Below are 19,624 nucleotides of genomic sequence, written 5' to 3'. Positions count from 1 at the left end.
ATGGCTGAAGAAAACACCAACGAGCCCGCAGACGTGCAGCCCGAAAGCACTGACCCTCTGGAAGAGGCGTTCAAGGCTCCGGCGGCTGAGGGTCACCCCGAGCCCGAAGGTGTCACCGAGTCAGATGCGTTAGCATCAGCTGAAGCTGACGCATCCGGCGCGGATACTGACGCAGAGACCAGCGCGGATGCAGCACTTGCTGCGGAGCGCTTGGAAGACTTGCGTCGCCTTCAGGCAGAGTTTACCAACTTCAAGAATCGTTCGGCGAAAGAAAAAGAGCAGCTGCGTGAATTCGTCATTGCTGACCTGGTCACCAACCTGCTACCCGTTATCGATGATATTGATGCGGCACGCAACCACGGAGATCTTGAAGAAGGCCCTTTCGCTGCGATTGCTAAGAAGCTGACTGAAACTTTGGAAAAGCAGGGACTGGAACGCTTCGGTACTGTAGGGGATGCTTTCGACCCCCAGATTCACGAGGCAGTCTTGCAGCAGCCCACCAGCGAGGTCGAACCAGATCACGTATCAATGGTTCTGCGTAACGGCTACAAGGTCAAAGACCGCGTCGTTCGCACCGCGCAGGTTGCTGTAGCGGCAGCTGAATAGCATTAGCGCATAAAGCAATATGAGGCAGCGGGCAGGTACGAGCAATCGATCTGCCCGCTGTTTTCACACCAATACTAAGCACTACGCCGTAGTACGCTCCAGCTCAAACACTGCTCGCTACGCTTCGCAAAAGTCGCAAGTCGCATACTACGGTCTCAGTGCTTTGACAAAAATCAAACTTCAAATATCTATATCTACAAGATTGACGCACGAGTAAAGAAAAGGGGCGTTCATACTCATGGCTAGTGAAAACTGGTTGAATCAAGACTTTTATAAGGTTCTGGGCGTCTCTGATGACGCTGCGGATGCCGATATCAAGAAGGCCTACCGTAAACTGGCGCGCAAGTATCACCCAGACCAGAACTCTGGCGATGCCGCGGCTGAGAAAAAGTTCAAGGAAGTCTCTGAGGCTTACGATGTGCTTTCTGATGCTAAGCAACGTCAGGAATACGATCAGATTCGTAAGTACGGCGCAGCTGGCTTTGGTGGGGGCGGGTTCCCCGGTGGCGCTGGTGGTTTTGGTGGAGGATTCCCCGGCGGTTTCTCAGCTGGCGGCGGTCAGAACATTAATATCGACGACCTACTGGGTGGTATGTTCGGAGGCGGTGGTTTTGGTGGCGGTGGCTTCCAGCAGGCTCCTGCCAAGGGCGCTAACCTCACCGCCCAGGCAACTATCACCCTTAAAGAGTCCTTTACCGGTCACACCGTGCATGTGCGCGGTGGCAACGGTGCGGGTACCGAGGTGAAGATCCCTGCCGGTATTAAAGACGGTCAGAAGGTTCGCAAACGCGGTAAGGGTCAGCCCGGTCCCGGTGGCGCAGGCGATCTGATTATTGAAGTGCGTGTACAGCCCTCGTCCATCTTTGAACGAGACGGAGACGATGTGCTGGTGCGCGTGCCCGTTTCACTTGAAGAAGCTGTTAATGGCGGGGTCATTCAGGCACCAACTCTCGATGGTTCCACCGTGAAACTGCGCCTTGCCCCCGGTGCTCGTGCCGGTCAGAAATTGCGCGCCAAAGAACGCGGCTTCCCCGGTAAGAACGGGGTTAAGGGTAACCTTTTGGTCATTCCCGAGGTGCAGCTGCCCACTGACCTGAGCGATGAAGCACAAGAAGCCTTCGCGCGTTTTGTTGAGCTGGCACCTCAGGGCGACGTGCGTGAAGAGCTGCTGAGAAAGGCGTAAACCGTGGTATATGAATCAGACCGACCGCTCTTTGTGATTTCGGTAGCGGCAGAACTTGCTGGTATGCACCCGCAGACCCTGCGTCAGTATGACCGCATGGGTCTGGTTCAGCCCTCGCGCGCACCCGGACGCGCCCGCCGCTACTCCCAGCGCGATGTTGAGAAATTGCAGGAAATCCAGAACCTCTCGCACGACGGGGTTTCTCTCGAAGGCATTAAGCGCATCATGCAGCTGGAAAACCAGGTGGAGGCGCTGCGCGCTCGCAATAAAGAACTGCAGGCGGAACTTGAGGCTGTGCGCCTGAGACTGCAAGAGAACTCCCGTGTTTTTGCTGCGGGTCTCTCAGGGGACGTGGTGAATCTGCCTCGCGGCAAGCGTCCGGCTGCACGCACCCGATCGCAGGCTGTGGTGCTCTACCGCCCGTGAAGTAGCGAATAACTTGACACTGACACAAGAAATACCGCTTGACAGCGAACGTACTGCCTTCAACGGCAGTGTGGAGACGCCGTTAGGCGGTATTTTTATGCCCAAAACCACGTCATAAATAAGAGCTGTTACACAAATGTAACCCGAGCTGTATTAGACTCATCTCACATCACACAAGAACCCGTGTTCTTGCACATACCTTTCACACTTTTTCAAGAGAGAAAACCGTCGATGATCGATGAAATCTTGGGCAATATCTCCAGCATCATCTGGGGCCCCTTTGTTTTGATTCCCCTGCTGCTGGGCACGGGTATTTATCTCACCATTCGCCTGGGCGTTTTGCAGCTCGTGAAGCTGATCCCTGCCCTTCGTCTTGCTTTCTTTGACCGCAAGGACGAAGGCGCTGAGGGCGGCGACATCTCCCAGTTTCAGTCGCTGACCACCGCGCTGGCGGCAACTGTGGGTACCGGTAATATCGTCGGTGTCGCGACAGCGATTTCCATCGGTGGCCCCGGCGCTCTTTTCTGGATGTGGGTGACCGCGATTTTCGGTATGGCATCTAAGTACTCAGAGGCTTTCTTGGGGGTTCGCTACCGTTCCAAGGACTCTAAAGGTGAAGTTTCTGGCGGTCCGCAGTACTACCTAGAGCGTGGCATTAAAGGTGGCTTGGGTAAGTTCCTGGGGCTTTTCTTCGCTATTGCTGCTGTACTGGCGTCCTTCGGCATCGGCAACATGACCCAGGGTAACTCCATTGCGAGCAACCTGAAGGAAACATTCGATATTCCCGCTGCATTCACCGGTACTCTGCTGGCGCTACTGACGCTGATGGTTCTGTTAGGTGGTATCAAGTCCATCGCTAAGGTTACCGCTGGTTTTGTACCCGTGATGATTGTTTTCTATGTTGGTGGTGCGCTGTACATTATCGGTGTGAACTTCGCTCAGATTCCCGCCGCTTTTGGTGAGGTGTTCTCGGATGCTTTCACCGGCACCAGCGCTGTTGGTGGCTTTGCCGGCTCCGCAATGATCTACGCGATTCAGTACGGTGTTGCCCGCGGTATCTTCTCGAACGAATCAGGTATGGGTTCTGCCGCTATTGCCGCTGCGGCTGCGCAGACCACCCACCCGGTGCGTCAGGGTATGGTGTCAATGACCCAGACCTTCATCGACACCATCATCGTGGTGACCTGCACCGGTATGGTTCTGATCGTTACCGGCGCTTGGCATGCAACCGGTACTGACGGTGAACTGGTTCCAGCCTCTACCATGACTAACCTTGCTTTTAGTGGGGAAATCGGCCCGATCGGTGGCTGGATTGTGACTATCGGTCTGGTGATGTTCGCCTACTCCACTATCTTGGGCTGGGCGTACTACGGTGAGCGCAACGTCGAGCGTCTGGTTGGACGCGGTGGTGTGATGGTCTATCGCATGTTCTTTGCGGGTATCGTCTTCGTTGGCTGCACCACCGAACTCACTACCGTCTGGACCTTCTCAGATATCGCCAACGGTCTGATGGCTATTCCCAACCTGATTGGTCTGCTGATTCTTTCGGGTCTGATTGCCCGCGAGACCAAGCACTATCTGAAGAACGATCCTCAGCTGCGCGCCGACAAAGCTCAGATTGATGCTTTCATGGAGGGCAATCCCGGCGCGATCGACTCCTATGAGAAGACCGGTCAGTAACCCCTAGATGTTTTGGGGATAAGTATCGATAAACAGTGAAAGGTACCGCTTGCACAAGCGGTACCTTTCACTGTTTAATCGGCACCCCCTGCCCCTGCCCGATCTACTGGGTGGACGCGCACAGTCCTTCTCCTGTGCCACGAGCTCGCGCACCATAGGAATCACCTTGGCACCGAACTGCCGCACACTTTCCTCTGGTATTACGAAGCCAGCCTAGCTAAATGCAGAGGATGTTTTGTACCGTGCATGGTCTTTAGAAAACGAAAGCGCCTGGTTCACCAATTTCATCGATATAGGCAAGAAACATGAAGAAGGTTTTACAGGAATATCAGTTATTAACGACAAAAGCCCACAGAGACTGTGGGCTTAAGCGGTTGATGCTCGGAGGTCTATTGGTTTCCCTCACCTCTAGCTATCAGTTCTCACTCTACTCATAATTGCTACGAGAGATGAGAAAAAATAAAAGTAGGGTCACCCATATTTTTTAGATACTATATCGCAGATTCTTGGGAAAAGACCGCTGGCAGGGGATTCCTAGACTGCACAGAGCCAGAGAAAAAGCGATCACTGATGACCCAGCCTATGTGCTTTACTTGCGGCGGTAGGTCAGATCGTGGGCGCGGCGTCCTGCCTCGCCTGCCTTACGCTCAAAGGAAGTCAGCGTGCGACCTTCCCAGCGCGGTGCCCAACCACCGATGGGGTCTTCTTCGCTGGTGTTCTCACCGGCGTACACGTTCTCAAAGTCAGGGTGAGCCTCCAGTACCTCGCGCATGACCAGGGCGTATTCTTCCCAGTCGGTAGCAAGACGCCAGATTCCGCCGGGCTTGAGTACGCGCGCTACCTTGGAGGCAAAATCGGGGGAGACCAGACGGCGCTTGTGGTGGCGGGATTTATGCCAGGGGTCGGGGAAAAAAACCCACAGCTCGTCCACAGAATCTTCTTCGAGCAAGTTATCGAGCAGCTCGGGCGCATTCGCTTGTGCCACGCGCACGTTTTCAACGCCAGCCTGACCCATCTTTAGCAGCAAATCAGCGATGCCGGGGGTATAGACCTCAACAGCAAGAAAATTGTTTTCGGGTACTTCGGACGCGCGGTGTACAATAGCCTCGCCCAAACCGGAGCCAATTTCGACGACGAGGGGAGCGGTACGCCCGTAGAGTGCTTGCTCATCAAACGTTGCCCCGGGCGCTACCGAAGTATCAGCGATGGTGCGGGGCAAATCTAGGATGTGGGTGGGTGCGTAGGTATCCCACGCCTTTTGGCGACGGGCGGTCAGGCGATCACCGCGGCGCACAAACGAGTAGGGCTGGCGGTGGAACTTCTCAGGAACCTCCTGCTCCATAGGCTCAAAGCCTGCCGCGCGCATCTCCTCTTTAGCAGCCAAATCTTCTTTCATCTTGTTAGTTTCCATAACTCTCCTTGAGTTGATGTAAAGCCCGCGTACGGAAACTCTAAGCACGTGGGCGCAATAGTAACTGTTCAATGATAGTGGTTGATGACTCACTAACGGGTGTAACAGTTCGGTACCCCACAGATACTGGTTAGAATGGTAACCACCTATGACGGTTTAAACATTTTATACAAAGGCGGCAAGGCAATCGTGCAAGCGCTCGAATCTACCTTAGAAGCAGTATCTAGTTTTGTGTGGGGGCCTTGGCTTTTGCTTCCTCTGCTCTTGGGCACCGGTCTTTTTCTGACGGTGCGGTTGCGCGGTATTCAGTTTCGGCTGTTTGCTAAAGCAATGAGTATTCAGTTCGGTCGCCGCGCCAAGCAGTCCGGTCTCAAGGGCGAAATTAGCTCTTTTCAGGCGATGGCAACGGCACTGGGCGCTACCGTGGGTACCGGCAATATCGTCGGTGTCGCTCTCTCCATCAGCTTGGGTGGTCCGGGTGCCTTGTTCTGGATGTGGATTACCGCGCTAATCGGTATGGCATCCAAATACGCTGAGTGTTTCTTGGGCGTACGCTTTCGCCACCACGACCAGCTGGGTGAGATGACCGGCGGCCCGCAGTCCTACCTGCGCCGCGGCATCCCCAATAAGTTCGGGTACGGGCTTTCTATCATGTTCGCGGTCTGCTGCGTGATTGCCTGCTTTGGTATTGGCAACATGACCCAGTCCAACGCGATTGCCGCTAACCTGGAAAACTCCTTCAGCGTTCCGCCGATGACCACCGCAATCACCATCGCTATTCTTACCGCCATTGCCCTGCTCGGCGGTATCAAGACCATCTCAAAGGTCACCGGTTTCTGCGTGCCCCTGATGATCGTGATCTACTTAGGCTTTGGTGCCTACATCGTGGCGCTCAACTACCAGAACATTCCCGAAGCATTCTCCCTGATTTTCACCGGTGCTTTTACCGGCGCGGGCGTTGCCGGCGGTGCTGTTGGCTCAGGTTTTCTCATTGCCTTACAGATTGGCGCTCAGCGTTCACTCTTCTCTAACGAATCTGGCATGGGTACCGCAGCTATTCCCGCTTCCGTAGCAGCCACCTCCCACCCCGTCCGTCAAGGTCTTGCCTCCATGACCCAGACCTTCGTAGACACTCTCGTGGTTATCTCCATGACAGGCTTTATCATCATCACTACCGGCACCTGGCGCTACGACGACCCCGCAACCATGACCTCCGCAGCGTTCGCTACTGGCCTGCCCGGTGAGTGGGGCGGCTATATTGTTACCTTCTGTCTGGTACTGCTCGGTTACTCCACCGTGCTCGGCTGGTCGTACTACGGTGAACGCGCGCTCGCGTCCTTGGGTGGAGGCAAGAAAGCCCTGATGACCTACCGCATGGTCTTTGCTATTGCCTGTGGTTTAGGTGCTGTTGCCCCGCTAAGTCTAGTGTTCACCTTTTCGGATGTTATGAACGGTCTGATGGCTATTCCCAACCTTATCGGTTTGGTCATTCTTTCTGGTCTGGTAGTGCGTGAAACCAAGCTCTATCTTGAGCATGACCCCGACTTTGAGGCATCAGTTGAAGATATTGAGTACTTCATGGGTCAGCACCCCGGCGCTCTTGATGCTCAGATTGACCACGAGGTTGACCTCACTATGCCTAAGCCCGAGCTTGAGCACCCCGATACGACCAAGCTCAAGAAAATTACTGCTCAAATGAGTGAAGACTACAAGGCTGGTAACAGTGACTGGTAGAACCATAGAAGCGGACGCATAAAAAACGCCGGTGGTACAAGCTGTAAAGCTGTGCCGCCGGCGTTTTTGGGTTCAAGCCCTAAAAGAGAAGTTACTTCTTCTTTGAAGTCAGCAGTGCCAGACCTGATGAGACGAGGAAGATGTCCTTAGCGAAGGGAGTACCTTCCTGAGTGGGGCGAATGCCGTCTGCTTCGGTGTACTCATCGGTGTTGAGGTACATAGCTACCAGACCTGCGCCGAAAGCAGTCAGACTAAGACCTGCGAGTTTAGCCGGTACCAGGGGGCACAGCAGGGCAGCTCCGAGGGTAATTTCTGCTGCTGAGAGACCCTTGCCGAATTGCTTATTGGAGAGCTTATTGACAGCGGGGGTTGCTGCTGAGCCCATGCTCTTGAGGTAACCGTAGGTTTCCTCGTCCATGTTCCACTTGTTGATGCCTGAGTTAAGAATGAAGGCGCCTGCTGCGGTGCGAAGGGCGGCGTTTGAAAGGATTCCCATGAGTTTCTCCTTGTGCGAGTTTGTGCCTTGCTGGCGGTTTATACAAAAATATTACTTTACATAGAAAGTATTATCAAGTGTTTTTACAGAAAAAACTTTCTTTTTTCTCGTACTTTTTTAGGATATACCTGCACCATGGGTAAGTTGTGGATGCCAATGCCTACTAAGATAGGTGCATTACATAGTAATAGGTACTTATAGAAACCTCTCTGGCTGTTGCTGGGTCAACCACCTAACGCAGAGCAGGATTATTAGGAGGTCGCGATGGCAGTCCCCTCGCATACACCCGCACCCCAGGGTGAGCTACAGCGCGGTTTGAGCAACCGACATATTCAGCTGATTGCTATTGGCGGTGCTATTGGCACCGGCCTGTTTATGGGTTCTGGCAAAACTATCTCTTTGGCAGGCCCCTCAATTTTGTTTGTGTACGCCATCATCGGCTTCATGATTTTCTTTGTGCTGCGTGCCATGGGAGAGCTGCTGCTCTCAAACCTTAACTACAAGTCATTCGCTGACTTCGCAACCGACCTGCTAGGTCCCATGGCAGGTTTTTTTGTGGGCTGGTCCTACTGGTTTACCTGGGTAGTTATCGGTGTTGCAGACGTTATTGCTATTACCAACTACGTGCATTTCTGGTGGCCAGATTTGCCGGCGTGGATTCCAGCGATCGCTCTCATCGTTGCTCTTTTGCTCCTTAACCTGCCCAGCGTCAAGAACTTTGGCGAAATCGAGTTCTGGTTCGCGATGATTAAGATTGTTGCCATCATCGCCCTCATTATTGTTGGTATCGGTATGGTCGTGGTTGGCTTTACCTCACCGGAGGGTCACCAGGCGCAGGTTTCAAATATTTGGAACGACGGCGGTCTCTTCCCCTTCGGTGTCACCGGCTTCCTCGCTGGTTTCCAGCTTGCTCTCTTCGCTTTCTTGGGCGCTGAGCTTGTTGGTACCGCAGCAGCGGAAACTAAAGACCCCACCAAGACCCTGCCCCGCGCGATCAACGCTGTTCCCATTCGTATTATTCTCTTCTACGTTCTCACCATCGCCGTTATTCTGATGGTGACCCCCTGGCGTTCGATCCCCTCCGATCAGAGCCCCTTCGTTGAAATGTTCACTCTCGCTGGCTTGGGCGTTGCCGCTTCTGTTGTGAACTTCGTGGTGCTCACTAGCGCCACCTCGTCCGCAAACTCCGGTGTTTTCTCAACCTCCCGCATGCTGTACGGTCTGGCAGAAGAGGGCAGCGCGCCTAAGTCCTTCGGCAAGCTGTCATCAGCAGGTGTTCCCCGCAACGCTCTGTTCTTGACCGCCGTGCTCATGCTCTTCGGCTTGGTACTGCTCTACTCCGGTGAAAGCGCGATGGCAGCCTTCGAGCTTGTCACCACTGTCGCAGCTGTTTTGGCAATTTTCAACTGGTCAATGATGGTGATTGCTTACCTGGTGTACCGCAAGAAGTTCCCGGAGCGTCATGCGGCATCTCTCTACAAAGTGCCCGGTGGGGTGGCGTCCATGTACCTAGTGCTCGTTTTCTTCGCGGCAATGCTGGTGCTACTGGCGTCCTTCGAAGACACCCGCAACGCCCTGTTTGCGATGCCCCTATGGTTCATCATTTTGGGTATCGGCTGGTTTGCAGTACGCAACTCACCCACTCGTATTGCCGGCTACAAGCGTTTCAAAGAAGATATGCAGCGCGAAGTAAACCTGTAAGCACTGCTGAGACTGACCTTCACAGAGATCCCGCTCCGACGGTTACATTCACTAGCTAGTGGGTGTAGCCGGTGGGGCGGGATTTTTCGTGGGTGGACGCCACGTGTTAGCTACCAGAAGTCCGGCGGCTAACACGCAGGCGGCGCAGGTGAGGGCAACAGCTAACCAGCCTGCCTGAACGTAGAGCAGACCCATGAGCCAGCCCACGACGGCTGATCCTGCGTAATAGAAGACGTTGTAGAGGGCAGTTGCCTGGGTACGCCCTGTTGCGGCGATAATTCCCACCTGCGCTGAGGCGAGAGCGTGGGCAGCGAAGAACCCCGTGGTCAGCGTTGCCAAACCTGCGATGATGACCACTAAGGAACTGCTGAGCGTGAGCAGGATGCCCAGCACTGTCAGCCCTACCGCTGTGCCAAAAACCTGCCCGAAGCGATACTTTTTAACTAAAGAAGTGGCGTAGGTCGATGAGAAAGTGCCCAGCAGGTAGGCACAAAAAAGCAGGGAAACAAGAGCTACGGGCAGAGCGAAGGGCTGCGCTTCGAGCCTGAAGGTCAGGTAGTTGTAGATACTGACGAAAGCCCCCATCAGTAAAAAGGCAGCAAGGTACAACCCCATCAGCACGGGGTTTCTTAGATGCTGGCGCATGAACTGACTAGCATGGGCGGAGGCATTGCGCGGATGCTCCTGCACCCTGGGCAGCAAGAGGTAGAAGGTCAGAGTTGCCGCCATCGCCAGCACCGAGACACTGGTGAGGGCTGCTTGCCATGAAAAGAACTGAGCAACAAAGCCACTGACTAACCGACCTGCAAGACCTCCAAGAGATGTGCCTGAGATGAAGATTCCGGCTGCCGCTGAGCGGGCGGTGACGGTGGTGATGCTGACAATGTAAGAGACCGCAACTGCGGCGACCCCGGCGAGAAAATACCCCTCGATAAAACGCACAACAAGCAGTAGTGAGTAGGGCTTGAGATGGGGGCTGAGCAGCCCCAGTACCGTGGCGCAGGGTAATGCCCAGAGCATGATTCTGGCGCGTCCGAACCTATCGGCTAACCAGGCCCAGCCGAGGGCTGAAAGAGCCAAACCGGCGGTTGCCGCAGAGATCGTGAGGACAGCAGTATCCACACTGACGTTGATGCCCGCGGCTATAGCCGGCAACACCGACTGGGGAGCATAAAGCTGGGCGAAGGTGGCAAGCCCCGCGCAGAACATAGCAATGAGTAGCCGCCGATACTCGGCGCTACCCGGTGAGTACCGGGCTAACTGATTCACCGCCGCCTCCTTGAGATGTACCGAAGGCTATTAGCCTACGAAGCGCGAACGGTAGGCAGGCTGTTCTGGGCAATCGCTGAGCACACGGTGTATCGCTGTTTTCTCGGCGGGGGTAACCCACAGACCGTAGGCTGCTTTAACTGACACCTGCCGTGCCACATACTCGCAGCGGTAACCCGGCTGGGGCAGCCAGTCTGAGGCGTCCCTATCAGATTTTTCAGTGTTCGCTGAACGGGTAGTTGCTTGAAGATTGAGCGGGTCGGTGGCGATTTGCACGCGTCGCACATCGTTAAGTTTGGACGCTCCTGTCACCCAGGCGTTCGAGAGCGCAACAACGTGATCAACGGGTACCAGCGATGAGGTTTGATCCCCGCGTTGAAAATCTACCGTATCAAGGGTATAGGGATCATCGAGAATCCCCGAAAGTACTCTGCACTTCGAATCAACGGTGGTGTTGTTGAGGTCTCGGGCCAGAATGTCGTTGCGCTGGTCGCAGCCGTTACGGTCGGTATCACGCCACGCATTACCAAATTCTTCGCGGGAGTACCCGGCAGAACTGCCCTTCTCGTGAACGGGCAGGGTATCTAGCACTGCAAGAGCGGTTGAATATTCTCGTGGACGCGAGAGCTCAAACCCGGTGTTATCAACGGTTTTGCTGGGTTCTTGCCCCAGAACTACGGTGTTCCACAGGTCATCGGGAATCTTTTGTAGGGCTTCCTCAACTGACCAGTTGGATGCCCGCAACCAGTTGAATCCCATGACAAGCACCGCCACCAGTACGAGTACAGCTAGCGCTAAGGGGAGCTTGCCCTTGGGCTTGCGCGGAGAAAATCGAGGCACGTACGAGGGGTCAAGGCGGGGCGGACTCGACATAGCAGGAAATCTCCTCTCAAATGGGCAAAGTACAAGACTATACCTGGCTTATCTGGAGAAGATGCAGGGGTCTCTTTTTATTCGCTGCGCAGTTCTACAGTGCTTAATTGAGCTACTGTGACCATGGGAACGGAGCCGGTATGAGGGTGGACTGCATCGGCTCCGGAGGCGTTGCTGGGGGCGTCCGACTGAAAATAGTCAACGCGGGAACACCCTGCGCCGAATTGCATGGCGTTGAGAACGGCGGTGGCTGTCTCTTGAACATCTAAGAAGCTGTGACTCCACACGGGGCTCACCTCGCTGGGCGCAAACCAGCCGTGTGCCAGCAAATAGTGCGGGTCAAGGGTGACGGTAATGTTCTCGAAACCAGTAGTGGGGGTGAGCTCGCAGCGGTACCCGGTAGACGAACGCAGAACAGAGACAAAGGGGGTAAATTCTTCGGCCGCCACCATATCGGGGCTGAGGTAGAAGATGCGCAGGGTCTGGTTGACAGGTAGCTCTTCAAGGCGGGAGGTAGTTACCGCATTAAGACTGATCCACCCTGAGGCTTCATCCGGTATTTTGAAGGGAAGGGCGGACGTGGTGACCACACCAATGCCCTCAGCGTTGAGTTCTTCAATGGTCATGGCAGCACCGTTGCGTTGTGCTGAAACCGGAATAGCCTTTGCGCTACCCATAGCCACCGCGTCATTGATGAGCTTGCGTCCTTTTTGCAGGGCGATGTGCCATGAACCGTAGCGTCCGCGAATAGCGCCCAAAAGAGGCACCTTGCCCAGATGATCACGGTCGGTAGACCAGGCACCGTAGAGCAGAACGGAAGGTTTACGGTCGTAGCGTACGCAATAGCTCAAGAAATCAGAAAGAGCGTTACGGAACTCCCTATCTGAGATGGAGTTCGGATCAACAGAGAAACCCATCTCATCAATATCGGGTGGACAGATGCTGGTACGTAACAAAGCAGTAGCCCATGAACCATTCCCCAAACGGTCTGAGATAACTTCAGCGGTGGGTGGCCACTGAACAGCATCAGTGTCGACCTCGCGCATTTCAGCGGTGGGGTTCTCTAACAACTCCACGTACTCAGACTCGTCCAACGAAGCGTAGGGGTGCTTGGTGAGGTAGTTGAGCGTCGCGCCGATTTTTGACATCACCAGCGAAATATTCTGTGCGCTCACCTGTGCCATCTCTAACATACGCGGAACATCCTGCATGATGATCGGGTCAATACGCACCGCAGCGTAGTGGGGATCAGGCTCAAGCTCCAGGGTCTCAGCCACCGCATACCATAGGGCGGCAGCTATCATCACATTGTTGATGGGGCTCTCACGTCGTCCCACAAAAAACCACTGCCCCGACACCATTGCCTTGTCTAAGTAATGGGCGGGTGCGTCCGGGTAAACAGTGCGAAAACGCACCACAGCCTCAGAGGGCGTGATACCTGTATCTGCCATATCCCCGAGCACCGCAGAGTACTGTGCCAAAAACTCGTCATAGCTCATCGTGGGGTTAACAGACATGGGCAAAAACTCCTCGTCAAAAACAACAGCTGGGGGCGACTACAGACCAAGTATAAAACCAGGCGAACACATAACGTATGTCTAACTCTAGGGTCTGTACCACAGCGCTTCAAAGAACACCCCGAACAAAGACAAAGATTACGCACCGCGTCTAATTTCTAGCCTTGCACAGGCACATGAGACACTAGTGATTATGATGACCGGCACCACCTTCGCAGACCCGCAAATTATTCGCTCTATCACCGAGCAACTTGGCGTACGCGAGGGGCAGGTCAAAGCTGCCTGCGAGTTTTTGGACGCCGGTGCCACCGTTCCCTTTATTGCCCGCTACCGCAAAGAACGCACCGGCTCACTCGATGACGCCCAGCTGCGCACCATTCAAGAGCGTCTGCTGTACCTGCGTGACCTTGAAGCCAAACGCGCGTCCGTCCTCGACTCTCTCACCCGCAAGAAGGCGCTGGGTGAATCTCTACGGGCGGCAGTGCTTGCAGCCGCCACCAAAAGCGAACTTAACGCGCTCTACGCACCCTACAAAAGTGCCCGCCGTACCCACGCCCAAATCGCTTACGAAGCCGGTCTTGAAGACCTTGTTGAAGACCTTTTGCAGGTACCGCTAGCAGGTCTGAACGATATCGCCTCAGCTTATATCCACGAACCTGAAGAAGAAGCAGCACCAGATACCGGTGTTACAGATGCCGCCAGCGCCCTAGCAGGAGCTCGCGCCATCATCATGGACCGTGCCGCTCACGACCACGACCTCATGAGCACGCTACATGAAAAACTCTGGAACACCGGTATCATCAGCGCTCGCCTGGTTCCGGGGCAAGAAGAGGCTGGCGCTAAATTCTCTGATTACTTCGCTTTCTCCGAGCACATTCGCCGTATACCCTCGCACCGCGTCCTCGCCCTGCTACGCGCCGAAAAAGCGGGAGCCGTGAAGGTGAGTATTGACGTGGCGCAGCCCGCCCCAGCTCTGAGTAAGCTCAGCGGTGAAGCCCGTACTAAAGCCCAGCGTCAGGCAGATGCCTACGAGCACGCCCGCGCCAGCTTTGAAGCTCAGGTAGCTATCGATCTGGGCATCCCGGTGCAGGTGCTCAATATTGTCTCTGATGATGACGACAGGGTGCTTTCATGGCTTGCTACCACGGTACGCACAACCTGGCGTCAGCGTCTTCTACCACGTCTGGCAAGCGATATTCGTACTGAATTATTTGAAAAAGCCCAGCAGGACGCGATTGCCGTCTTTGCCTCCAACCTGCGGGACGTTTTGTTGGCAGCTCCGGCAGGAACCCGTACGGTGCTCGGGCTTGATCCGGGGTTGCGTACCGGAGTGAAACTTGCGGTGGTTGATGGTACCGGTAAGGTGCTAGAAACCGGTGCGATTTACCCGCATGCACCTCACCATAAACTTGAAGAAGCTCTGATCACCTTGCAGAGCCTGTGCCAGCGTCATGCCGTGGAGCTGATTGCTATTGGCAATGGCACTGCGTCGCGCGAAACTGACCGTATGGTTGCCACTTTAATCAGCCGCTGTGCTGCGCAGAACCTGCGTCTACAAAAAGTGGTGGTGTCTGAGGCTGGTGCATCGGTATATTCTGCGTCAGAGCGAGCTAGCGATGAACTCGCGGACCTCGATGTGACCGTGCGCGGGGCAGTGTCTATTGCCCGTCGTCTGCAAGACCCTCTGGCGGAGCTGGTGAAGATTGACCCCAAGTCAATTGGTGTGGGGCAGTACCAGCACGATGTTCCCGAAACCCTGCTTGAACAAGCCCTGACCCACGTGGTTGAAGATTGCGTGAACGCGGTGGGGGTATGGGTTAATTCGGCGTCTGCCGCTTTGCTGGCGCGGGTTGCAGGGCTGAATAAAACCACTGCCGAAAATATCGTCGCCTACCGTCATGAGCACGGTCCTTTTTCCCGCCGCGAGCAGCTTCTGGATGTTCCCCGTCTGGGCGTAAAAGCCTTCGAACAGGCAGCTGGTTTCATTCGTATCGCAGATGGAGATGAACCGCTCGATGCCTCTGCCGTTCACCCAGAAGCCTACGACCTCGCCCGCAACATCGTGAAGGACGCCGGTGGATTGCAGGGGACAGCCGTGCCTGCTACCCGTTTACTTGAACTAGAACCAGCTGATTACGTCACTGACCGCTTTGGTCTGCCCACCGTACGCGATATTTTCGCTGAACTTGCCCAGCCTGGTCGCGACCCGCGTCCTGCTTTCAAAACAGCAAAATATGCCGACGGTGTTGAGAACATTAGCGACGTGCGACCCGGCATGCTCTTAGAGGGCACCGTCTCGAACGTTGCCGCTTTCGGCGCTTTCGTTGATATCGGTGTACATCAAGACGGGCTGATTCACCTTTCGGCAATGAGCCGCGATTACGTGAAAGACCCCCACGACATCGTTCGCTCCGGCGACGTGGTCACCGTGCGGGTGCTTGAAGTTGATCCGCAGCGCAAGCGCATCTCACTCACCCTTTTAGTCGATGAGAAGGCGGACGCGCGTCCCAGCTCGCATCGGGGCGGTAAACGTAAGCGCTAGGGCAGTAGCTTAGACTCGCTCAAACGTGCCGGTATTAGCGGGCAGTGTTTCAGTGATTTGGGCCTCTTGGCGTGCCTTCTTGCCGTGAAAGACAAAACGGTCAAGTGCCCAGTATCTAAAGAACATTGCCAAGATGGTGCCCAAAATAGGGCCGGCAATAAAGTCTGTTGCTTCTTGTATCAAAAAGCTGACGTGGGGCTGTTCAATATGAAAAACGTAGCGTGAAACCCACTGGGGGAAGGCATTAACGATGATGCCGAGCACGGTCACAACTATAAAGCCCACGAATTCGCGCGGACGTGCTTTGCCTGAGCTGTGCTCCCAAGTCCAGCGAGAAGAAAGAATGTAGCTGACGAAGGACGCCGCAGCGGTAGCGATAATCAGAGCGGACGTTGGCTTGTGAGTCAGTACAGTGTATTTTAGCCCGTAGTTAATAGCCATAGTGAGCACAAAACAGAACCCGCCCACTAATAAAAATCTTACTTTGGGGTCTGCTAAATACCTTTTCATGTGCCCTTCAGCCCTTTCGACTAACGGTGGTTCCTTATCTACATAAGGCAAAAGCACCCACACTGACGGTGAGTGCTCGATGTATAAAAAATACCACCTGCCCCCAAAGAAACACGGGCAGGTGGCAGGGTGAAATCAATCATGCAAAGTAAAGAGTGGGTAGCTGTGCCGTAAATTTTCAGCCAATAGTGGGTTTAAAAATAAGGAGGGAGAACCCCTAAACACAGTGATGCACAGTGGCGGCAGAGCCGTCTGACTCTGCCGCCGCTCTACGCTAATCTGCGTATTTTTTAGAATTCTGCTTTAGCCGGGTCGGGTCCGATACGGCCGTCTTCATGGCTCAGAGCGTTGATAACGTCAACGTCCTTAGCCTCCAAAGTGATGTTGAGAGCTTCAAAGTTCTCAACAATGCGTTCAGGGGTTACTGACTTGGGAATAACCACGTTACCGATAGCCAGGTGCCATGCGATAACAACCTGAGCGGGGGTAGCATCGTGCTTTTCAGCGATCTTGGTGATGGTCTCGTGGGTCAGAATATCGCCACCTTGACCCAGGGGTGACCACGCTTGAGTCACAATACCCAGCTCGTTATTAACCTTGCGCAATTGCTCCTGGTTGAAGAAGGGGTGCAACTCAATCTGGTGAATCGCGGGGGTCACACCGGTTTCAGCGACGATCTCGCGTAGCTGTTCCTCGGGGAAGTTTGAAACACCAATAGACTTCACACGACCTGACTTCTGCAGCTCGATGAAAGCCTTCCAGGTCTCAAGGTAGAGACCGCGATGAACACTTGCCCAGTGAATCAGCAGCAAATCGAGGGTCTCAATGCCGAGGCGTTTCATGGACGCATCGAAAGCAGCCAAGGTTGATTCGTAGCCCTGGTCTTCGTTCCAGACCTTGGTGGTTACAAAAACATCGTCGCGGTTGACAGATGATGCCGCCAGCGCGCGTCCGACGCCTGCTTCGTTGCCGTAGATACGGGCGGTGTCGATGTGGCGGAAACCAGCATCCAGTGCCAAACCAACGACCTTCTCAGCAACATCGTCTTTAACCTGCCACACACCGTAACCCAGCTGGGGAATAGTGTTGCCGTCATTAAACTTTACGGTAGGCGAAACGGCCATGAACAGTCTCCTTATGTAATACGTTGAGATGAACCACTACCCACTCAACCACTTTCACCCAACGCTGTGCAAGAGCGCTACCGGTAGCATGTCACACGAAGACATATCGCAGGCACCATCGACGCGCCCGTGTAGCTCGGCAGAGTTCACACCCCCTTGCTACTGATAACACTCGACACCTTGAACTACGATAATTTCAGTAACAGTACTTTCTGTTTGCCCCGTAATGGGCTTTTACATAAAGAAAAGAAGTGATGTGTATGGCCGGTGGTTTGGCGGCGCTACTTGATGACGTAGCAGCCCTAGTAAAACTAACCGCAGCAAACCTGGACGATGTAGCACTTGCTGCCGGACGCGCGTCCGCTAAAGCCGCTGGTGTGGTGGTGGACGATGCCGCAGTAACACCCCAGTACGTTCAGGGCGTTGAGCCTAAACGTGAGTTCCCCATCATCAAAAAAATTGCTATTGGCTCACTGAAGAACAAGGCGATTATTCTTGTTTTTGCTCTGCTGCTGAGCCAGTTCATACCCTGGTTGCTGACCCCACTGCTGATGCTGGGTGGCGCTTTCCTTTGTTATGAGGGCGCTGAGAAGGTCATCGAGCTGGTCTCCAAAGACAAGCACGAATCCGATGTGCCTGTAGTGGTTGAGGGCGAAGAAGCCGAGAACAAGGTGATTGCCGGTGCCATTCGTACCGACTTCATTTTGAGTGCTGAAATCATGGTGATTTCGCTGAATGAGGTCGCTTCGGAATCTCTGATTAACCGCGCCCTTATTCTGATAGTGGTCGGTATCGGCATCACTATTGCTGTCTACGGTGCGGTGGCTCTGCTTGTGAAAATGGACGACTTTGGCCTCTACTTGGTGCGCAAGGGCAAAAGTAGCGGTGTTCAGTCCTTCGGCCGTGGGCTAGTTAAAGCTATGCCCATTGTCATGAAGGTTATTTCGTTCATCGGTATGCTGGCGATGCTTTGGGTGGGCGGTCATATTCTGCTGGACGGTATGCACAAGCTGGGGCTACCCGCACCCTATGACTTCGTGCATGGCGTAGAGCACAGTGTCTCTCACGCTGTTCACGGTGCCATCGGCTCGGTACTGGCCTGGTTTGCAAACACCGGTCTATCATTGGTCTTCGGTCTGGTCGTGGGCGCAACTATCGTGGGTATCTTGCACTTCACCCCCTGGGGTCACGGCGGCGGTCATGGAACCCATGACGAGCATCATGACGGTGCCCATGGCAAGCATGACGCGGGCATCCCGGCTGCCACGGCAGTTGAAGAAGGCAAACATGAGGAGGGCTGCCCGTCCTCGGTACGAGCCTAAATACAGATGAGCCTTTACTCCGCCTCAACATGTCATGAGAGGGCGTTTTTGACCCCTGCAGTGGCACTTTAGGGCGGAGTAAACTATTTAAGGTTATGAAACGCAATGAATTTGGATTAACCCGGCGGGACGAGCAAGCTATTGATGCCACGAAAATGTATTACTCGGGAATGACACAAGCCGAGATCGCTCCGCTGTTGCACATCGGGCGTCCAGCAGTTTCTAAACTCCTCACCCATGCTCGCGAGCGCGGTTTTGTGTGCGTACACGTTAACGATCCGAGAGAAAACAACCGTAGGATCATCAAAACCCTGCAGGAGCGCTACCACCTGTTAGATGTTCGTATAGTGGTGGCTAGCGGGAACGGACCTACCGACTTGCGAAAAGCTTTGGGACGAGCAGCCGCGTTGATGATTCAAGAGACGGTAACTTCGGGTGATTCTATCGGTGTCGTGTGGTCTGAAACCATCGCAGAAGTTGCCAATGCTATGCCGGAGTGCGATGTCGAAGGTATAAAGCTCATTCAATTAGGTGGCGATGCAGGACGCGTGGGGTCAGTTCGCAAGGAACACTGTTACAAACAGTTGGCTCAAGCATTGAACGCTAGGTGGTATAGCACTGACTACCCAGCAATTTTCGATTCGTGTGATGAGAAGCTGCGTGCTGTTGCTAGCGCTGAGATCAAGGAGTTAGCGCGTGAGAGTGAGCAGTGCCGGGTGATGATTTATTCGCCCCGAGGGTATGTCGATAGCGTCGCTCTCCTGCAGTCTGAAAACCTGGCTCCTGATGAGCAACAGCGTTTGCAGACAAAAGCGGTGGGCGATCTTTGCTTGAGATTTATTGATAGTCGAGCTCGCGTCTGCGTTCCCGATCTCAACGCGAGAACTATGGGGATTACCCTGCCTAAGCTGCGCAAAATAGAACAAAAGATAGCTGTTGCTGGTGGGGAGTCCAGCGTAGATGTCTTGCACGTGGCACTGACTTGGGGCTATGCCAATAAACTTGTCACTGATATTCATACAGCTCAGCTCTTACTTAAAAAGTCTTCATAGGTTCTTGCTCTCTGAAGAGAAGGGGGCATTATTGGAACATATGTGCCCAAAAACGCTGTGATGCGCCTCAAGGGAGTTCTACTATCGTTGTCATAGGTCAGACAATGGAGTCTCTTCTTATCAATTTTTAGATGAGTCTCAGGTTCTGTTCTTACAGTTACCGACAATTAGCAAGAAG

Annotated in this window: 16 protein-coding genes; 9 read left to right on the top strand and 7 right to left on the bottom strand. The window is 54.2% G+C overall.

The features are described 5' to 3' along the window. The 4 genes from JR346_RS08595 to JR346_RS08580 all read left to right on the top strand — a co-directional run bounded on the left by JR346_RS08595 (position 1) and on the right by JR346_RS08580 (position 3,895). Positions 1-606 (top strand): nucleotide exchange factor GrpE, encoded by a 606-nt coding sequence (locus tag JR346_RS08595; protein ID WP_204877475.1) that lies wholly within the window; start codon positions 1-3, stop codon positions 604-606. Between the two features lie 238 nt (positions 607-844). Next, complete coding sequence (locus JR346_RS08590; protein ID WP_204877474.1) at positions 845-1,789, top strand: DnaJ C-terminal domain-containing protein; 945 nt, start codon at positions 845-847, stop codon at positions 1,787-1,789. Between the two features lie 63 nt (positions 1,790-1,852). Next, positions 1,853-2,215: a heat shock protein transcriptional repressor HspR gene (locus tag JR346_RS08585; RefSeq protein WP_240334047.1), complete on the top strand. Its 363-nt coding sequence runs from the start codon at positions 1,853-1,855 to the stop codon at positions 2,213-2,215. A 231-nt stretch (positions 2,216-2,446) separates the two neighbouring features. Continuing rightward, complete coding sequence (locus JR346_RS08580) at positions 2,447-3,895, top strand: sodium:alanine symporter family protein (RefSeq protein ID WP_205482250.1); 1,449 nt, start codon at positions 2,447-2,449, stop codon at positions 3,893-3,895. A gap of 589 nt (positions 3,896-4,484) precedes the next feature. On the opposite strand, the gene trmB is transcribed toward JR346_RS08580, so the two are convergent. After that, positions 4,485-5,261, bottom strand: a complete 777-nt coding sequence (trmB, locus tag JR346_RS08575; RefSeq protein ID WP_240334046.1) for a tRNA (guanosine(46)-N7)-methyltransferase TrmB — start codon at positions 5,259-5,261, stop codon at positions 4,485-4,487. Between the two features lie 234 nt (positions 5,262-5,495). On the opposite strand from trmB, the gene JR346_RS08570 reads away from it, so the two are divergent. After that, positions 5,496-7,040 carry a sodium:alanine symporter family protein gene (locus tag JR346_RS08570; protein WP_205482249.1) on the top strand — a complete coding sequence of 515 codons (1,545 nt, stop codon included), beginning with the start codon at positions 5,496-5,498 and terminating at the stop codon, positions 7,038-7,040. 91 nt (positions 7,041-7,131) lie between these two features. Here JR346_RS08570 and JR346_RS08565 read toward each other — a convergent pair whose 3' ends face one another. Continuing rightward, positions 7,132-7,536: a hypothetical protein gene (locus JR346_RS08565; RefSeq protein WP_205482248.1), complete on the bottom strand. Its 405-nt coding sequence runs from the start codon at positions 7,534-7,536 to the stop codon at positions 7,132-7,134. 264 nt (positions 7,537-7,800) lie between these two features. On the opposite strand from JR346_RS08565, the gene JR346_RS08560 reads away from it, so the two are divergent. Further along, positions 7,801-9,237 carry an amino acid permease gene (locus JR346_RS08560; protein WP_205482247.1) on the top strand — a complete coding sequence of 479 codons (1,437 nt, stop codon included), beginning with the start codon at positions 7,801-7,803 and terminating at the stop codon, positions 9,235-9,237. A 51-nt stretch (positions 9,238-9,288) separates the two neighbouring features. On the opposite strand, the gene JR346_RS08555 is transcribed toward JR346_RS08560, so the two are convergent. The 3 genes from JR346_RS08555 to JR346_RS08545 all read right to left on the bottom strand — a co-directional run bounded on the left by JR346_RS08555 (position 9,289) and on the right by JR346_RS08545 (position 12,896). Next, positions 9,289-10,506 carry an MFS transporter gene (locus tag JR346_RS08555; RefSeq protein ID WP_205482246.1) on the bottom strand — a complete coding sequence of 406 codons (1,218 nt, stop codon included), beginning with the start codon at positions 10,504-10,506 and terminating at the stop codon, positions 9,289-9,291. A gap of 30 nt (positions 10,507-10,536) precedes the next feature. Next, entirely contained in the window at positions 10,537-11,379 is an 843-nt protein-coding gene (locus JR346_RS08550; RefSeq protein ID WP_205482245.1) for an HNH endonuclease family protein, read from the bottom strand. Between the two features lie 77 nt (positions 11,380-11,456). Beyond that, on the bottom strand, positions 11,457-12,896 hold the full coding sequence (locus JR346_RS08545; protein WP_205482244.1) for a hypothetical protein: 1,440 nt from the start codon (positions 12,894-12,896) through the stop codon (positions 11,457-11,459). Between the two features lie 193 nt (positions 12,897-13,089). On the opposite strand from JR346_RS08545, the gene JR346_RS08540 reads away from it, so the two are divergent. Next, on the top strand, positions 13,090-15,438 hold the full coding sequence (locus JR346_RS08540; protein WP_205483941.1) for a Tex family protein: 2,349 nt from the start codon (positions 13,090-13,092) through the stop codon (positions 15,436-15,438). A 9-nt stretch (positions 15,439-15,447) separates the two neighbouring features. Here the strand turns inward: JR346_RS08540 and JR346_RS08535 are convergent, their stop codons facing one another. Next, on the bottom strand, positions 15,448-15,948 hold the full coding sequence (locus tag JR346_RS08535; protein ID WP_255521876.1) for a GtrA family protein: 501 nt from the start codon (positions 15,946-15,948) through the stop codon (positions 15,448-15,450). A 290-nt stretch (positions 15,949-16,238) separates the two neighbouring features. After that, positions 16,239-17,072 carry an aldo/keto reductase gene (locus JR346_RS08530; protein WP_205482242.1) on the bottom strand — a complete coding sequence of 278 codons (834 nt, stop codon included), beginning with the start codon at positions 17,070-17,072 and terminating at the stop codon, positions 16,239-16,241. Between the two features lie 260 nt (positions 17,073-17,332). On the opposite strand from JR346_RS08530, the gene JR346_RS08525 reads away from it, so the two are divergent. Both JR346_RS08525 and JR346_RS08520 read left to right on the top strand, forming a co-directional pair. After that, a complete protein-coding gene (locus JR346_RS08525) occupies positions 17,333-18,394 on the top strand; it encodes a DUF808 domain-containing protein (RefSeq protein WP_205482241.1) in 1,062 nt (353 codons plus the stop codon). Between the two features lie 95 nt (positions 18,395-18,489). After that, positions 18,490-19,446 (top strand): sugar-binding transcriptional regulator, encoded by a 957-nt coding sequence (locus tag JR346_RS08520; RefSeq protein ID WP_205482240.1) that lies wholly within the window; start codon positions 18,490-18,492, stop codon positions 19,444-19,446. Positions 19,447-19,624 lie beyond the last annotated feature (178 nt).

This window comes from Rothia sp. ZJ932 (assembly GCF_016924835.1).
Lineage (GTDB): Bacteria > Actinomycetota > Actinomycetes > Actinomycetales > Micrococcaceae > Rothia.
Note: the sequence above shows the minus strand (reverse complement) of the source record. Positions and strands in the feature narration are given on the sequence as shown.

What these genes read in the sequence shown, in the direction of transcription:
- JR346_RS08535 (WP_255521876.1), bottom strand. Translation starts at nt 15,948, where the DNA reads ATGAAAAGGTATTTAGCAGACCCCAAAGTAAGATTTTTATTAGTGGGC.
- JR346_RS08545 (WP_205482244.1), bottom strand. Translation starts at nt 12,896, where the DNA reads ATGTCTGTTAACCCCACGATGAGCTATGACGAGTTTTTGGCACAGTAC.
- JR346_RS08565 (WP_205482248.1), bottom strand. Translation starts at nt 7,536, where the DNA reads ATGGGAATCCTTTCAAACGCCGCCCTTCGCACCGCAGCAGGCGCCTTC.
- JR346_RS08520 (WP_205482240.1), top strand. Translation starts at nt 18,490, where the DNA reads ATGAAACGCAATGAATTTGGATTAACCCGGCGGGACGAGCAAGCTATT.
- JR346_RS08550 (WP_205482245.1), bottom strand. Translation starts at nt 11,379, where the DNA reads ATGTCGAGTCCGCCCCGCCTTGACCCCTCGTACGTGCCTCGATTTTCT.
- JR346_RS08580 (WP_205482250.1), top strand. Translation starts at nt 2,447, where the DNA reads ATGATCGATGAAATCTTGGGCAATATCTCCAGCATCATCTGGGGCCCC.
- JR346_RS08590 (WP_204877474.1), top strand. Translation starts at nt 845, where the DNA reads ATGGCTAGTGAAAACTGGTTGAATCAAGACTTTTATAAGGTTCTGGGC.
- JR346_RS08540 (WP_205483941.1), top strand. Translation starts at nt 13,090, where the DNA reads ATGATGACCGGCACCACCTTCGCAGACCCGCAAATTATTCGCTCTATC.
- JR346_RS08560 (WP_205482247.1), top strand. Translation starts at nt 7,801, where the DNA reads ATGGCAGTCCCCTCGCATACACCCGCACCCCAGGGTGAGCTACAGCGC.
- trmB (WP_240334046.1), bottom strand. Translation starts at nt 5,261, where the DNA reads ATGCGCGCGGCAGGCTTTGAGCCTATGGAGCAGGAGGTTCCTGAGAAG.
- JR346_RS08595 (WP_204877475.1), top strand. Translation starts at nt 1, where the DNA reads ATGGCTGAAGAAAACACCAACGAGCCCGCAGACGTGCAGCCCGAAAGC.
- JR346_RS08530 (WP_205482242.1), bottom strand. Translation starts at nt 17,072, where the DNA reads ATGGCCGTTTCGCCTACCGTAAAGTTTAATGACGGCAACACTATTCCC.
- JR346_RS08585 (WP_240334047.1), top strand. Translation starts at nt 1,853, where the DNA reads ATGCACCCGCAGACCCTGCGTCAGTATGACCGCATGGGTCTGGTTCAG.
- JR346_RS08525 (WP_205482241.1), top strand. Translation starts at nt 17,333, where the DNA reads ATGGCCGGTGGTTTGGCGGCGCTACTTGATGACGTAGCAGCCCTAGTA.